Here is a 15,208-nt window from a genome sequence, read left to right on the forward strand (position 1 = left end):
TATGGAGGTCGCATGTCTGTTGCATTAGCTGCGAAAAGTTTGTGGTGGCGTTATCCGACCTTTAGCGAGAAGCCCAATGCCTGGACTTTGCGCGATATTAGCTTAGAGGTAAGGCAGGGGGAGTGCTTTGGAATTACAGGACCCAGTGGAGCAGGTAAGACCACTCTTTGCCGTACATTGTTGGGTATCCTGCCCCATAGCACACACCTGACTCCTGAGCAGCTGGTTCAGCATTTTCGCGGGACCGTTACTTTGCAAGGGGAAGCTGTAACCTCTCAAACAGCAACCTCTGAGCGTATTGGCATGGTCCTCCAGGACCCCGAGAATCAATTCTTACGCATGAGCGTGCTACATGAGCTTGCTCTGGGCTTGCAGATTCAGGGCGTACCAGACGAGGAAATTATCAAGAGAATCTATACAGCTTTATCCTGGGTAGGCCTGGCGCACCTCTGGCCCGGAGCCGCCTATATCCACCCGGCCGATCTTTCGGGAGGCCAGAAGCAGCGCGTAGCGATTGCTGCCTTTCTGGCTCTCCGTCCACAGGTCTTGATTCTCGACGAGCCAACCAGTGATCTTGATCCCGTGGGTAAGCGTGAGGTGGTGGAGACGCTTACCCGTTTGCGCCGCGACTATCGCCTGACCGTCGTGCTGGTAGAACAAGATCCGGAAATTCTGGCGGCCTTTTGTGATCGTATCGCTTTGCTGCATGAAGGGCGGATAGAATTGATAGCCCCACCGGCGAATTTTTATGCTCAACAGACGATACTGGAGACATGTGGAGCTTCGGCTGGAGAATTTGCGCGTCTCTCCTGGCGCACGGGCTATACATATAACGAGCGTCCTCCTATTACCATGGAGGAGGCTGAGCAGACCTTTACCCCGCCACTTATTCATGCCTGCAAAGTTAGCCCTGTAGCATCTCCGAGCGATGATCGGCAAGAAATGTGGCCTGTAGTGGAGGCTGCGCAGGTTGGATATAGCTATGAAGACGGGACGAATGCTCTCAAAGGTGTAGATTTGACGCTCTATCGAGGCGAGATGCTAGCTTTGCTAGGACCTAATGGTAGCGGCAAGACGACGTTCGCCAAAATTCTGGCCGGGATCTATCGTCCTTCGAGCGGGAAAGTGCGCGTGCTAGGGCAAGATCTGGCCTCCAAGAAAGTGCGTAAGCTGCTTCCACGCTCGGTTGGATACGTCTTTCAGAATCCCGATCACCAACTGTTCTGTCGTAAAGTGAGCGACGAAATTGCCTATGGCCTGAAGAATCTGGGCTTTGATGCCCAGCGGCAGAAGGCTACAATTGCTGCGACTCTAGAGACCGTCGACCTGGCTCGCTATATCGATGAAGATCCGCTATTTTTGAGTAAAGGGCAGAGGCAACGCCTGGCCGTAGCGGCTGTGCTGGCTATGGGACCGGATATTTTAATTGTTGATGAACCAACTACAGGCCAGGACTATCGCTCAGTGACTGGCATTATGCAGCTCTTGCGCGAGCTCCAACGACAAGGAAAGACCATTCTGGTCATCACTCATGATATGACGTTGGTAGCCGAGTATTGCCAGCGCGTGGTAGCTTTTCGGGATGGCAGCCTGACCTTTACTGGTACCTCAGCGGAACTATTTGGGAATCAGGAAATGCTGCATAAAACTGGATTGCGCCCTCCCGCCACGGTTGCGCTTTCGGCGCGCTTGCGGGAAAAACATCAAGAGCTGCCCTTATTGCTAACCGTAGAGCAATGGGCCCGGGCTTTATCAGGCGCCAGTGCTAAAGCCCAGGAAGTCAATCTTCTCATCGAATAAACTAGCCGCCAAATCTCCTTTGGCAGCCAGCGTTTCATGTTGTCCCTGACCTCAAAAAGGGACAACATTGATGTGGGTGAACTATTACATAGTACCCTCTGGCAGATTAGCTATGCCCTCTTTCCTCTCCCTTCGCCGTAGGTGGCAAAGCATGCTTATCAAGGCATTGGTGTACTGGTAGTATAGCGAAAAGCGCGGGCTATTTGTAGGGACTATTGCTGGTTTCCTACCCATATGCCCTGCCCGTTCTAACTGAATAAAGTGTAAAGTTGCCATGGGCGTCTGACATCATCTCCCTGGTGATATAATAGAAAGCCAGGCAAAAGTGCTCTATAGGCAAAAGGCTTTCATTGATGAGGTATGTCTCTTTGTTGGAGAGAACCGAATTGCAAGCGAAAGATTGAGATATGCAACAAAACTTCTATATTGCCGTGCTTTTATATGAGAGCGCTGCTGATGCGCAGGACTATCAGCCTCTCTATGAAGAATGCTTTATACTGGTTAAGGCTGCTACGCGAGAGGAGGCCGAAAAACAAGCCATCGCCTATGCTGGACAGCCATATAGCTATACTAACGAGTATGGCGAGAAGATTACCTGGTCGCTAAAGCGGATTGTGGATATCAACAAGGTTCTAGATGACCAACTGAATGGTGTGAGCGAGCTCTATGCGCGCCACTTCCGTAATTATGCTGCGTATCGCCTCTTTGAGCCGCATCTCGATGGCAGCCTCTAGAACTTTTAAAATAGAAAATTGAAAATAGGGATACAATAAGCAAGCTTATCGTATCCCTACCGCGATGAGATAACACTTAGTTGAAGAGATTGCGGATGGTCAGTCCGAAACGCTCTACTACAGGTCCCAGGGTTGCTAGCAAGATCGAGCCGATAACGGCCGTGACAATCATATTGGAGATTGACCAGGTGAACCAGCCCGGGACAAGCAATTCTGGTTTGTTCAATCCTCCCGCTACCAGAATAAAGTTACCGTATAAGCCGCCGATAACGTTATTCGGAATGACTGCACAAATCAGGAAGAAGATGAAACCCCGCACAGTATACACATCTTTACCGATAGGGCTTACGCCGAAGCGGTTGGCAAACAGGCGATAGAGCAGCATTGGCAGTCCGAGTTGGATCAGATCGGCAGCTCCAAAGGGTAAGGCAACCAGAAATGGCGTCCCTGTCAGCAGGCCTGCCCCTACAAAGTTGCCGATGTAGGCGATCACAAAAGCCCAGCCTCCAAACCAGATAGCAAATGGGATGCCGAAGCCTATGCCGATAAATATTGAGGAGACGCCGAAAAAGGGCGATGGAAGGCCAATAAGAGTAAGCCAGGATAGGACCGTATAGACAGCTGTAGCCACAGCCACGGCCACTAATTGGCTCAAACTGGGCGGCCCAGTGAAGCGCAAGGTGTATTTAATGCGCGTGGAGACGCTTCCTGCAATTTCTGGTGGTTCATCTCTTCTTTCTTCGGTAGACGATTGAACCAGGGCGTTCTTCTCCTCTTGTTCTTCTGCTCTGCTCTCTAGAGTAGACTGCTGATTCTGAATCGATTCTTCCATGAATAAGAACCTTTCTTGATGAAAAAAGAATAACTTACTAGATTATATAACCTGGGAGTACAATATTATGTACTTAAACATCACCATTTTCGAGGATGTGACGACGTAATCTATCAAGCAGAGTTAGCACTTCATTTGTGTTAGGAGTTATGTCGATGCTCTCTGCCGGATTGAAGCCGTGGGTGGCACAATAGTGACGTATCTCCTGATGGATCTCCTGCTCATCTACTGTCGTGACCAGGCCTTGCTCAACCACAACCTTGCCATTTACGACGACAGTATTGACCGACCCCCCATTCTCACAGTACACCAGATGCAGATAAGGATCGCGTAGGGGAAGGAATGGAGCGGCATTCATGTCGAGCAAGACAAAATCAGCAAGTTTGCCCGGCGCAATGTCACCGAGCTCTGCGGCCATGTCTAGCGCTCTCGCTCCCCCGTGAGTGGCAGCATCAAGGATTTCATCTGGATGGGGCCATTTTTTGTAATCCTTGTCGGGTTGATTGTGTACCAGGCCGGTGAGCTTAAGCACGCCAAACATATTTTGCGTATCGTTGCTGGCCGAGCCATCACTACCCAGAGCCACGCTAACTCCATGATTGAAGGCCTCTGCCAGCGGGAAGCGGCCGCTGCCAAGACGCAGGTTACTGATGGGATTATGGACAACAGTTGTCGCACTGCCTGCCAGGAGCTCAAGATCTCCCTGGTCGAGCCAGATCGCGTGCGCCAGCGAGGTGCCGCGTTTAAGCACTCCCATCTTATCGAGGTAGGCGATGCCGCCCTGGCCGAGCATTTCATGAATAATGGCGGCTTGTAATTCTGTTTCTACCGCGTGTAAATGAATGCCCGTCTGATAGCGCTCGGATAGTTCAAGGCAGGACTGTAGGAGTGCCGGGCTACACCAGTGAATGCCGCTAGGACCGACCAGGCAGCGTAAGCGCCCGTCGTCTGCATTGTGCCAGGTAGCGATAAATTGTTCTAAAGCTCGAACCTGGGCGTCAATGGCTGGCCAATGAGCGAAGCGATCAATAAAAGGATGGCTGGGAAAGGCAAGACCGCGCCTGATTCCCGCCTCCAGAACGAGATCCTGGTCCTCGATAGCAGGAGCTACAGCTGCTCTAATCCCCACATCGTTATAGGCCTGCATGGTCGCATTGAGGTATTCAGGATCGACGCCGGCCACCGTCCATAGATGATCAAGAACTGCCGTTGTGCCCGTCTTAAGCATTTCAATCGCTCCCAGCAGGGCACTCAGATAGACGAAACGGGGAGACCATTTAACAGTATCTACAAAAAGCGGCACAAGCCATAATTCTAACGGAAGCGAGGGCGAAGTTGCCTTTAGCATATTTTCAAGCGAGTGCGTGTGAGCGTTGACAAGGCCTGCCATCGCGATAAGACCTTCGCCTGATATTATTCTTTCAATGCGGAAAGGATTACAGTCGAGTGTGCCGCTAGGTCCAACGGCTTGAATACGCGTACCGGCCACAAGGATGTCCTGGTTGTAGAGTAGCCTGGTCTGGGCATGAGGGGAGAGCAGATTGCAGCCTCGGATGAGAAGCTGAGGCTGACTATTAGTAATTTCGTTAGCGCAATGGTCTCCATGGACGCTCTGTTGTAAGTAGCCTATAGAATGCATTACAAAATCTCCTTCGATCAGGCATTGAGTTGATCTGCCCTCTCATAGCAGATCAGCGCTTCTTTATGTCGGCCAAGGGCATCGAGGGCTGTACCGAGATTGGTCCATACGCCAGGATCATACGAATTGAGAGCCGCTGCGCGCTCATAGGCTCCCAATGCCCCGCTGTATCTTTCCAGGGCGAAGTAAGCATCGCCGAGGGCTAGCCAGCAAGAATATTTGTTAACATCCAGCTCTAGCGCCTGTAAGTAAGCGTTTACCGCCGACTCGTAATCACGCGAAGTAAAGAATTTGCCTCCCAACTTTTCCCAATCATCGGCAGGTGTCGAGGGCGGAAGAGATGAAGCAAGGCTATAGTTGGCAGTGGCAGGATGCTGCTTTTCGTATGCTTCACTCGGCGGTGGCGTGAGTTGGACATATCCTCGACTATATTCGCCACTCGATGGCTGGTCCTGTTGTGGCAGAACTTCAAAGGCTGGCCTCAGTGAGTGACCGGTCGTGTGGGAAGGGCGCGCCGCCTGCTCAGTCAGCTCATGAATGAAGATATCTATGCTGGCGAAGCGTCGCGCAGGGTGTTGATGCAAGGCACATTGCAGGATTGGTTGTAAATGCTCATAATCAGCAGGGAGCAGCAATTGTGAAAGGATCTGCTGGCACAGCGTTGCGAGCATATACTGATCGCCTGCCGGGGTGATAGCTTCCCAGAAGGGAGTCATAGTGCCTTTCTGTAAGCATGCATCGCGAACGCCATAGAGCTCGGGTGGTAGATAGGGCGCCGATGGCGTATGTAAGCGCGCCAGCCCGAAATCCGCGACCCAGAGATGCCCCTGATTATTGAGCAGGATATTGCCGGGAACAAGTGCCCCATGAGCTATGCCGTGGGCATGAGCCGCGCTTAACGCCGTGCCAGCCTGAGCAATCAAGCTGAGCAAATATCCTAAAAACCTTGGGCCCTGTTCCTGGATCGCGCGCTTGCTCTTTTGGTAGTGGGCCAGGAAATGATCAAGCGTAATGGGAGCGTATTGACAGAGCGTAAGGAGATAGACATCTTGCTCAATATAGGGCGCGGTGAGATCAGGGAGCGGCCTCGTAGTCCCCGGCGGCAGCTTGGGATACCAGGCCGTGCAGCTGAAATTAGGGAGGATGGAAGGATGGCGCAGAGCTGTGATGGTACGCACTTCGCGCCGTGCTGCCTCCCATAAACCCATGCTAACAGGATCGGGGGCAAATAGTTTTATCACCACAGCTTGCTTGGATCTCTGATGCTGGGCAAGATACGCGTTGCCGCTGCGTCCCCTTCCTAACAATTGCTGAATCTGATAAATGCCTAGATGGGCTCCTGCAGCTAAAGCGCCACAGGAGCGGCAGATTACTTCCCCTGTCTGAACTGGATGGGAGGGATGCCCAAGACAAGATATAGTTGTACTTCTCTGCAGGTCATATTGAGGCTGCATGCCGAAAGGTGGCGTTGCATGTCTATCATCTGATTTTGTTGAGAAGCTATCTGAGTAAGTAAAGTTGCTCGTGTGCTTGCCCATCTCGTTCAGGCCTTTCCGGGCTCATCATGCTTAGCATGATGGTACATCTCAATAATCTTCTAGAAATCCTGTCCATTGAATGAAGATGGAGATGTGCGCTTTAGCTGGTAGCTGCCAGATGGTATATGCGTAGGCTTGGACCTTTGCGCCGGCGCGGTCAGCAGGTTTCGCAAATGTGCGGGTATTTCTGGAAGCTCGCTCTGCTGAGGCGGCGTACTTGACTGCTCCAGGCGAGATTTGGCCTGCGCTACCTGGCCTAATAAGTCTTTTTGTTGCTGGTCAAGAATACCAGTTTCGCGTATTAAGCGTTCCATGATCATACTCTCAAAGCTTGCTTGCCCCAGGTTAGCGAAGAGGCTAGATTGACGCACTTCAGTTAGAGACTCGCGGATCTTACGCGTCAAGTTGCTAATGGTTTCCAGGCCGCTGAGTAGGCGTCGCCACTGGCTTTCTTGAATGCGCTGAAGATGCGTCAGGCCAAGAACAATTGAATGCAATTCTGAGTTATGTTGTGGTATCGCTGTATTGTTAGGCCAGGCCGGCAGGCCCTGACCCATGCGTTCTACCGCTGACTGAATGGCTCTGCACTCTGTCGAGAGCTGATCGTAGCGTGAGCCGCGTTGCGAGAGAGAACTCAAACGGTCAAGCATAAGATTGAGACTTACCGCAATGGGCAGAAGTGGCCCGGGGATGGTTGGTGCGCGTGCAGCCAGATCGCCGCGTGCTACGCGGGCGTGTACTTCCCTTAAGGCCACGACCCCTTCTTCAAGGACGCGCTTCTCCTGGGCTGTACGTGTTGCTTCGTCGGCTTCACGCCTGGTGACCTGAAGTTCGCGGCGCGAGATGACCAGCTCGCCGCGCATTTGCATGGTTAAGCGGTTGTTTTCGATAAGCGTAAGGGCCTGGCGCACGACTACGACAAGGATAAGGGCCAGCGCAACTATATCGGCTTGAATAAGAACAGCTCCTCCATGAGGCGCAACTATGGTTAGTAGTATGGCACAGGTGGTAAGAACCAGGATAAAAGGAGCTATGGTCTGCGCTGTGGTCGTGATTTGGGAGATCCTCGTAGAGCCTGTGCTTAATAAAGGCTTGCCTCCACTCAGTTGGGCTTCCCGTTCCTGCTCTTGAGCGATACTGTTAGGGTAGGCAATTGCTGCCAATCCGATCAGCGACATGCTCAGAGGCCATAGGACATCCTGCAGCGTTCCTGTGTTAAAACTAGACGAAAGCGTGTAGTAAGCTAACAGACTATCTGTGACGGCCAGGCAGAATAGGCCCAGGCAAAGACGTAGAAAAACCGGCTGCTGGATTCGATTGGAGAGTGGGCTGAACATCAAAAATGCGCCCACAGCTACCAGGAATAGATCGCCTGTTGGGAAGTAGATAGAAAGGAAGGCTGCTCCAGCGCTGGGGGCATGCGAGAGCCCGGCGATAGAAGGGCCTAACAGGAAGAACCAGGAAATAGCTAGCGAAGCACCGATAACCGCAAGGGCGTCAAGGATCAGGCGCATACGTCCAACTGCGGCTTTGTTGCGGCGTGTGAGTAAGAGCGTGCCTATCAGGAAAAAAGGATAGCAACATACAAAGCCGATGTCATAGATTCCGGGAAATGGCACATCTGCCGAGTTCATCCGCACATCGTAGCTCGTCCATATAGCCTGTCCACTGGCATATGAGGCAACGGCTATAGTGAGAAACAGCCAGGCCAGATAAGCGCGTTGAGCTGACTGAACTTCGGCACGCGCAATTCTTAGCGTATTAGAAGCAGGTCGTAATGACTCTTCTTCAAAGTAACTTTGTTTTAACTGTGTGGCAACTTTGCGTAAGCGCAACGTAATACGAATACAAAATACGAGTCCAATGCCCTCACCAGCGAACTGTAAGATATCTGAGACGCTCTTTAAGAAGAAGCTTTTACCGGGAGTTTGTCCCAGCAAGGCCATGGCAATTAAAAAGAGGGCAAATGCTGATGAGAAACCGAGCACCAGCCAGGGGCCATAGCGCTCGGCCCATGGGTCGCGTGCCAGAGCTATGCCATGAAGAGAAACCTGTTGCTGTTTATTGCTTGTCTCCTGTGTGGGGGTATGGATGCCACTCATTCCAATGCGTGGATTGAGTGGTCCCAGTGGGCCTGAAAATCTTGTTGGATCATGATGTAACATGGCAGAAATCCCTTTATCCACTAAGAATCCTATAGCATCCTACGTACGCTCGAAGTATAGGCAGTTGGACTTCTCATTATCTCCTATAAGCCTTCCGCATTTACCGTCTTTGCTAATCGCTACGCTTTTTTGAATCCCGATCCTGGTGGTTTGCCAAGGTTTACGAAATCCGTGAACCTGCGGAATTGTCAAGGTCTGCCAATCCGCTCGCTCGCGGCGTCCCTCTGCCCTGGGGCTTGGGGCTGCACCACATTCCCCCCTTTTCCTCCGCCGCAGGCGGCACTCTCGTCAAATGCTGTCTGACAGACCATTAGCTTGTCTTATCTAGTAGATACCCAGTCTTATACAATGATGTGCCGATACTTAGGGGGAGCTTTATACTGTCTTATACCTGTCTTATGTAGAAATATGTAAGACATTGTATAACGAGTTTGTATCAACTTTGGGCTAGACAAAGCATATAAATTGTGATACACTGGTAAAAGTTCAGACTTCCATTTGTGCAAGGCTTGTACGTCGTGATATGTACTTCTAGGGCAGGCGTAAGGTCCTTTATTACGTTTGTTTAGAAATGGAAGCGAGATGAGCATCCGAGTTTTTACCCTCGATCAGGTTCGTAAGGAGCAAATTGAGAGCCAGGCCTCGCGTGAGGATGCTGGACAGTTGATCCATGCGGCTCATGGTGTGGCTCCTTCCCTGTCCCCCACTTCTCAGGCACAACTGCATGAGGTGTTGCGCTATCTTGTTACGACGCTAACTCTTCCTCTTCCTCTGAAGGAAATGCTGCATGAACTGGCTGCTCTTATTGGGCAGGCGGTATCGGCAGATCTTTGCGCCATCTTCTTAAAAGAGCCAGCCGAAGAAATGCTGAGCTTATACACTAGCGCTCCCGATCTGAGTGCTGGAAATGTGGCGGGACAAACGCTTAGAATAGCGCCTGCAGTGTGGAAGCATCTACACTCCTGCAATCTACGCGGACAATTGCCCAGTTTAAATACACAAGAAATGGCGGCGTTAAATCCATTACAGAATGTGCAATATGAGGCGCTCGTCGCAGTACCACTCATTGCTGGCACCGAGCAGATTGGCTTGATCAATTGCTATGCAAATAAGCAACTCTATTATAGAGATGATGATCAGTTGATGTTAACAACGATTGCCAACCAGACAGCATTAGCTATTAAGCATCGTCGGTGTGTAGAGGAGGGTGTATTTACACAGAAGGCGCTGCTTAAGGCTTTTATCAAGGATCTCTTTGAAGGCTGCCTTGAGGGCGATGAGTCCTTGCAGCGAAGGGCCTATTTGCTAGGATATGATCTGAGTAAGCCCCATCTTATTGGCCTGATTGGCTTATCGGATGGTGAAGAGGCAAGTGCGCAGGGCACTGTAAAGGAAAAAGCCGAGCAGCTAGTGCTTTATGAGAGCGTTGTTGAGCAAATAAAGCAAGCTATCCAGACATATTGCCCAGGCTCACTCATTGATGAGCACAATAACTTGCTCACCTGTTTGCTTGGGCTGCATAATCAAACAGAGGCGGCGCTTGATAGCTGGTTAAATCAACTCATAGGCCAGATTCATGCTGAGCGCCACATCAAAGCCTTTATTGGTGTCAGTAATGCGTGTAACACCCTCGATGATTATCGGCGTGGCTACGCCGAAGCCCAGGAAGCACTGGAAGTGGGGCAATGCCTCAACCATAATGGGAGCTGCATCCACTTTAAGGACCTTGGTGTGTATCGCTATATCTTTAAGTTTGCGCACACAAATGGCTTACGCGATCAGTATCAGAACCAGATAGAAGCGCTGGTAGAGCATGATCTACGCAAAAAGACCAATCTACTTGATACGCTAGAAATTTATCTGGAATACGGCGGTAATATAGCTAAAGCGGCTAGCTCGCTCAACCTGCATCGCAATACATTATTGCAGCGTCTGGAACGCATACAGAAACTTTGCGGCCTGGATCTTGAAGAGCGGCAAGATCGTCTTGCCCTTCATGTTGCTCTTAAAATATGCAGGTTGCAGGTTCATTGCAAGCATATGGGGCCAGGCAATATTACCTAACCATCAGCTTGTTTGCGCTCAGGCATATACATAAGAATATAGCCTGTTTCAAGGATTGATGAGATCTCTATGCCAAAGGTGCGTGTTTTCAGGCGCGTGCGTGATAAAACATTGCGCACAGGTCGCATCTCTTGATCCCAAACGCCAGCCTCCTGCGCTTCTTGCAGGCGCTTGCGGCAACGAGCGATGGTAGTATCTGTTACTCTCCCACTGGTAAAGCTAGCCAGCAAGACTTCATAAGGGCAATAGTAGGGGTAGGCTTCAAGAAGGGGCATCAGGACACAAATTTCGCTGGTGGTAAATTGCTGCTCTGCAAGCATGTGGGGTCTATCTTCCTTACAAACGAGAAGGGATAGAGTGCCCAATGTAGTATTTAATGCCAGGGTGTGTCCTACCGGTAATAAACCCTGCAAGGAAAAGTGAAGAACTTCCTCAGTTATTTCTTGCATGTAACTAATGGGAGTTTTGACTTTTCGCAGGGACACCTTTTGCATAATTGCTCTCCTTGCCTTGGTTTCACTGCGCTATATGCAAGCTTTGTGCGTGACCCTGAAGCGAGGAAAGCGAGAGACCGGGGACACTTCGCTAAACCGCGAGGTATCCCAAGGCTTGTCCTCCAGGTATACGTAAAAATAACTTGCACATCAGCGTACTTACTAAAATATGTTGCCAATAAAAGTATGCTATTTTTATCTAATACTTTCCGGTGGCAACATCTCCTTTCTTGATGATTATTACCCCCATTTTTGGGAGTATAAGATCGCTAATCTTATACATGTATCGCTCTTGAACTGGTATAAGACTAATTTACATGATACTCCAGGATGAGGGACGGCTACGGCACTCTTGGGTCGAACTTCAGGAATCTCTGTCAGCTTCCTGAATTGCTTGTTACTATCAACTTGCACATATAATTGCTAAAAACTGTGTATATTCTATACATTACACGACATGCTTGCAGAAATCAAGGCTTTGCGGGTGTAATTGTATCTTTCTTCAGAAAGAGGAAGCCAATTTGACTATCACTAATCCATCCATGCTGGATAAACTGTTTTTTAGAAGAAAAAGTTACGCTGTTCAACTTGCTTAAGGGTTTATAAATGCCTGGCGCCACTTGTATAAGATTATTTGCAGCAGATCGTGCTAGCCTGTAAAATTGCAGATATTCGCACTCTTGTTATTTCCTATCTGGTCGTCAACTAGTTTATGCAGAAGCACGCATGTAGAGGAAACAGAGGAATGCTTGCCAATTTGCCTGGCATATTCTGTGGGCGCTTGCCCAAGCATAGCTTTGAATTCCTTAATGAGATGTGCTTGATCGTAGTAACCTAGATCTAAGGCTAGTTGCGACCAATCTATTCTAGCTCCTTCAGCCAGGTACCTGGCTACTTCATGAAGCCGATAGTGTTCGATGACCCACTTTGGACTGACCCCCACATATTGACGGAAGAGTCGCTGTAATGTTCGTTTGTGTAGCTTGAAGCGGGATACGAGATTATCTACCCTGATGATCTGGCGATCTGTGATGATGGTGTTCAGAATTTGCTGAACCATCTCTACATACTCATCTCTCGTGGGGAGTTTCTTACGGAGAAGTTTTTCTATTTGTCTGATCGCTTCTGTATCCTCTTGTTTGAGAACGATCTCTGCCAGTCCGCTGGACTCAAGGCCGAAGATGTGCGAGAGGCTAAGCGAGGTATTAGTAAGTTGTGCAATGGGGATGTGGGTAAAGGGATAAAAGGCTCCGGGCTTGAATCTGAGTCCAAAGATATGCCCAGCCTCTTCATAGCGATAGGAGAACTTACCTTTTACTACTCCGAAGACCTTGGCCTGATCTTGCGCTATAACCAGATGAACACGTGGATGTGGCAGAATTTCGGCGAGGTAAGCAGCTTTTCCCCGAAAATCCCAGCTGACAATCCAATAGTGCTCTACCAGAAAAGCAAGATCTTCCGCTGGTTGATAGCATGTCAGCCGAAAGTTTATTTTCTCCGCTTGAGGGAGCTTCATGTCCAGGTGCTTGTCTGCGTATGTTTCGCTCACAGTTATATCCTTTACAGGTTTAGCTCTTTGGGCAAGCTTGCTTGAGATATGAATGCTGCTACTGTTTGCAGGCGCGTGCTATGATAGCACATTTCTAAGGTGCATTTATACTGGTCTGTCGCGTTTGTACAAGACGTCTTGCCATTGCCCTGCTAAACTTTCCAGTAGCTCAGAGATATAGCCGGCATATTAGATGATGAGTGAAATAAGATCAAGACAATAGAAGAGAGGAAACGAACTATGCCTGAGGAAAGTGTCAGCACACCGACGATTGAGTTGTTGCATATCGAGCTGGAAGTTCCGCTCAACTTTGCGCCGGAGCGTGTCTTCAGAGCTCTTACGCAAGAGATCGATAGCTGGTGGGATAAAAAATACTCTACTATAAAACAAGGGAAAGTTGTCCTGGAGGCAGAACTGGGCAAGCGAATGTATGAGGATTGGGGAAATGGGAATGGGTCAGTCTTTGGGACGGTGACCTATCTTGAGAAAGATAAGATACTGGAAATAGAGGGACATTTAGGAATGGATAAACCGTCCCAAGGTCTGCTACGTTTTGAACTTATACCCCAGGGAACTGCAACGCTGCTCAAGATTAAACATCGGGCAACAGGGATCATCAGGCCATATGCTATCCATGTCTTTGCCCAGGGCTGGAAAAATCTGTTCGAGGTCTGTCTACCTGCGTATCTTGAGGCGCAGGCAAAATAAGCGCATCTTTCGGATGCTTGCCACGATTAGATGACAAGCATCCGAAGCTGGGATCGCATAATGGACTTGTAAAGCTGCCTATTTATGCCTATACTACAAGGACCATTGGAATAATTCGTAGCTCTGGATGAGCAGTTTCAAGGAAACAGGCACGTATATATGGCCAAGCGGGCAAAATCTATTAAGGGTTCAGGTATCGTTCTTGACCAGAACGCTGCCCTACCTCTCTACAGGCAGCTCTACGAGCGTTTACGGGCCAAGATTCTAGCGGGACAATTGGAGGCGGGAGCTCGTCTGCCCTCGACGCGTACTCTGGCTAGCCAGCTAGGAGTATCACGTAATACAACAGCTCTGGCCTATGAGCAGCTCTTACTAGAAGGGTATATCGAGAGTCGGGTTGGCGATGGTACACGGGTTGCGCTTTTGCAAGCGGAGAAACTGTTCTCGCCAGGCGAGGAAGCGAAGGCTAAGAATGCTGAGTTGGCGGCAGGCGAAAAAGCCATGCTTGCACAACGCTATCAGGCGCTCATTGGCGCGATAGATCCTAACGAATTTGAGACTACTCATCCTGGCACGCGAACCAACTTGTTTCGAACGGGACAGCCAGATGTAACAAACTTTCCCTATGAAACCTGGGCAAGGCTTGTAGCCAAACATGCTCGCCATACCTTACAAACTTTCTCATTTTATCAAGATATTCAGGGCTACTTTCCTTTGCGTGAGGCAATTGCCGCGCACATTGGTATTACCCGTGGAGTTCATTGCTCGCCTGAGCAAATTATCATGACATCGGGCTCGCAAGGCGCGCTGGATCTCATTGCCCGTGTGCTACTTAATCCCGGCGATCCTGTCTGGGTAGAGGACCCCGGCTATTGGGGTGCGCGTGGAGCATTGCTTGCCGCCGAAGCTAGACCCATTGCTGTACCAGTAGATAATGAGGGCATAGAGGTGAAGATCGGGCAAATGCTCTGCCCAAATGCACACCTGGCAATAGTTACGCCCTCGCATCAATTTCCTAGCGGAGTCACTATGAGCCTGGATCGCCGGCTGACCCTGCTGAAATGGGCAAGAGAGGCACGAGCCTGGATCGTGGAGGACGATTACGATAGCGAGTTTCGTTTCAGTGGGCGCCCGTTGGAAGCATTGCAGGGTCTTGATAGCGCCGGAAGAGTCTTGTATATTGGCACCTTTAGCAAAGTGCTTTTCCCGGCATTACGCCTGGGCTATCTTGTCGCTCCGCCTGAGTTGCTCAAAGGTTTCCTCGCTGCGCGCTACTTTATCGATGTTCATCTACCTCTTTTAGAGCAGATGGCTCTCGCCGACTTTATGATCGAGGGGCATTTTGTGCGCTATTTACGAAAAATGCGCCAGCAATATTTAGAACGTCGAGATGCTCTTGTCGAGGCCCTTGTCAGGGGAATGGGTGCTAGCGTAGATATTACTATACCTGAGGCTGGTATGCATCTGGTAGTTTGGCTTCCCCAGGATGTAAGTGCTCAAGCTGTCATGCATAAGGCAAAGGCTCGTAGAATATATATTGTGCCGGTTTCGCAATTTAGTACACGTGCCTTGCCGCGCGATGGTTTATTGTTAGGCTTTGCCAGCTCTTCTCCACTAGAGCTGCGTTCAGGGGTGCAAACGCTGGTCGAGCTCATACGAGAGGATTGAGAGCTGATCATTTTTGC

The 15,208-nt window shown here is 49.9% G+C and carries 11 protein-coding genes; 5 read left to right on the forward strand and 6 right to left on the reverse strand.

What is annotated here, in order from left to right; translation table 11 throughout:
* Nucleotides 1-12: 12 nt before the first annotated feature.
* Together EPA93_RS47295 and EPA93_RS47300 are read left to right on the forward strand one after the other, a co-directional pair.
* Nucleotides 13-1,800, forward strand: coding sequence for an ABC transporter ATP-binding protein (locus EPA93_RS47295; RefSeq protein ID WP_165423871.1), 1,788 nt, complete (start codon nt 13-15; stop codon nt 1,798-1,800).
* Nucleotides 1,801-2,207: 407 nt separating this feature from the next.
* Complete coding sequence (locus EPA93_RS47300; RefSeq protein ID WP_129894233.1) at nt 2,208-2,534, forward strand: DUF4288 domain-containing protein; 327 nt, start codon at nt 2,208-2,210, stop codon at nt 2,532-2,534.
* Nucleotides 2,535-2,610: 76 nt separating this feature from the next.
* Here EPA93_RS47300 and EPA93_RS47305 read toward each other — a convergent pair whose 3' ends face one another.
* The 4 genes from EPA93_RS47305 to EPA93_RS47320 form a co-directional block, all read right to left on the reverse strand.
* Nucleotides 2,611-3,366, reverse strand: coding sequence for a hypothetical protein (locus tag EPA93_RS47305; RefSeq protein ID WP_129894234.1), 756 nt, complete (start codon nt 3,364-3,366; stop codon nt 2,611-2,613).
* A gap of 73 nt (nt 3,367-3,439) precedes the next feature.
* The gene (locus tag EPA93_RS47310) at nt 3,440-5,005 is read right to left on the reverse strand and encodes an amidohydrolase family protein (RefSeq protein ID WP_129894235.1); all 1,566 of its coding nucleotides are present in this window, start codon (nt 5,003-5,005) and stop codon (nt 3,440-3,442) included.
* Nucleotides 5,006-5,022: 17 nt separating this feature from the next.
* On the reverse strand, nt 5,023-6,543 hold the full coding sequence (locus EPA93_RS47315; RefSeq protein WP_129894236.1) for a protein kinase family protein: 1,521 nt from the start codon (nt 6,541-6,543) through the stop codon (nt 5,023-5,025).
* Nucleotides 6,544-6,602: 59 nt separating this feature from the next.
* Nucleotides 6,603-8,708 (reverse strand): hypothetical protein, encoded by a 2,106-nt coding sequence (locus tag EPA93_RS47320; RefSeq protein WP_129894237.1) that lies wholly within the window; start codon nt 8,706-8,708, stop codon nt 6,603-6,605.
* A gap of 582 nt (nt 8,709-9,290) precedes the next feature.
* Here EPA93_RS47320 and EPA93_RS47325 point away from each other — a divergent pair.
* Nucleotides 9,291-10,772 (forward strand): helix-turn-helix domain-containing protein, encoded by a 1,482-nt coding sequence (locus EPA93_RS47325; RefSeq protein ID WP_129894238.1) that lies wholly within the window; start codon nt 9,291-9,293, stop codon nt 10,770-10,772.
* On the opposite strand, the gene EPA93_RS47330 is transcribed toward EPA93_RS47325, so the two are convergent.
* Nucleotides 10,769-11,092 carry a hypothetical protein gene (locus tag EPA93_RS47330; protein ID WP_242527288.1) on the reverse strand — a complete coding sequence of 108 codons (324 nt, stop codon included), beginning with the start codon at nt 11,090-11,092 and terminating at the stop codon, nt 10,769-10,771. The genes EPA93_RS47325 and EPA93_RS47330 overlap by 4 nt on opposite strands.
* 823 nt (nt 11,093-11,915) lie before the next feature.
* On the reverse strand, nt 11,916-12,815 hold the full coding sequence (locus EPA93_RS47335) for an AraC family transcriptional regulator (protein ID WP_129894240.1): 900 nt from the start codon (nt 12,813-12,815) through the stop codon (nt 11,916-11,918).
* A 240-nt stretch (nt 12,816-13,055) separates the two neighbouring features.
* Here EPA93_RS47335 and EPA93_RS47340 point away from each other — a divergent pair, with 240 nt between their 5' ends.
* Together EPA93_RS47340 and pdxR are read left to right on the forward strand one after the other, a co-directional pair.
* On the forward strand, nt 13,056-13,523 hold the full coding sequence (locus EPA93_RS47340) for an SRPBCC family protein (protein ID WP_129894241.1): 468 nt from the start codon (nt 13,056-13,058) through the stop codon (nt 13,521-13,523).
* 159 nt (nt 13,524-13,682) lie between these two features.
* Nucleotides 13,683-15,191: a MocR-like pyridoxine biosynthesis transcription factor PdxR gene (pdxR, locus tag EPA93_RS47345; protein ID WP_129894242.1), complete on the forward strand. Its 1,509-nt coding sequence runs from the start codon at nt 13,683-13,685 to the stop codon at nt 15,189-15,191.
* The last annotated feature ends 17 nt before the right edge of the window (nt 15,192-15,208 follow it).

Origin of the sequence: Ktedonosporobacter rubrisoli, assembly GCF_004208415.1 — a bacterium.
In the GTDB taxonomy this organism is placed as follows: domain Bacteria; phylum Chloroflexota; class Ktedonobacteria; order Ktedonobacterales; family Ktedonobacteraceae; genus Ktedonosporobacter; species Ktedonosporobacter rubrisoli.

Bases quoted from the DNA above. Each gene is read 5' to 3' on its own strand.
- EPA93_RS47295 (WP_165423871.1), top strand. From the start codon at position 13: ATGTCTGTTGCATTAGCTGCGAAAAGTTTGTGGTGGCGTTATCCGACC.
- EPA93_RS47300 (WP_129894233.1), top strand. From the start codon at position 2,208: ATGCAACAAAACTTCTATATTGCCGTGCTTTTATATGAGAGCGCTGCT.
- EPA93_RS47305 (WP_129894234.1), bottom strand. From the start codon at position 3,366: ATGGAAGAATCGATTCAGAATCAGCAGTCTACTCTAGAGAGCAGAGCA.
- EPA93_RS47310 (WP_129894235.1), bottom strand. From the start codon at position 5,005: ATGCATTCTATAGGCTACTTACAACAGAGCGTCCATGGAGACCATTGC.
- EPA93_RS47315 (WP_129894236.1), bottom strand. From the start codon at position 6,543: ATGGGCAAGCACACGAGCAACTTTACTTACTCAGATAGCTTCTCAACA.
- EPA93_RS47320 (WP_129894237.1), bottom strand. From the start codon at position 8,708: ATGTTACATCATGATCCAACAAGATTTTCAGGCCCACTGGGACCACTC.
- EPA93_RS47325 (WP_129894238.1), top strand. From the start codon at position 9,291: ATGAGCATCCGAGTTTTTACCCTCGATCAGGTTCGTAAGGAGCAAATT.
- EPA93_RS47330 (WP_242527288.1), bottom strand. From the start codon at position 11,092: ATGCTTGCAGAGCAGCAATTTACCACCAGCGAAATTTGTGTCCTGATG.
- EPA93_RS47340 (WP_129894241.1), top strand. From the start codon at position 13,056: ATGCCTGAGGAAAGTGTCAGCACACCGACGATTGAGTTGTTGCATATC.
- pdxR (WP_129894242.1), top strand. From the start codon at position 13,683: ATGGCCAAGCGGGCAAAATCTATTAAGGGTTCAGGTATCGTTCTTGAC.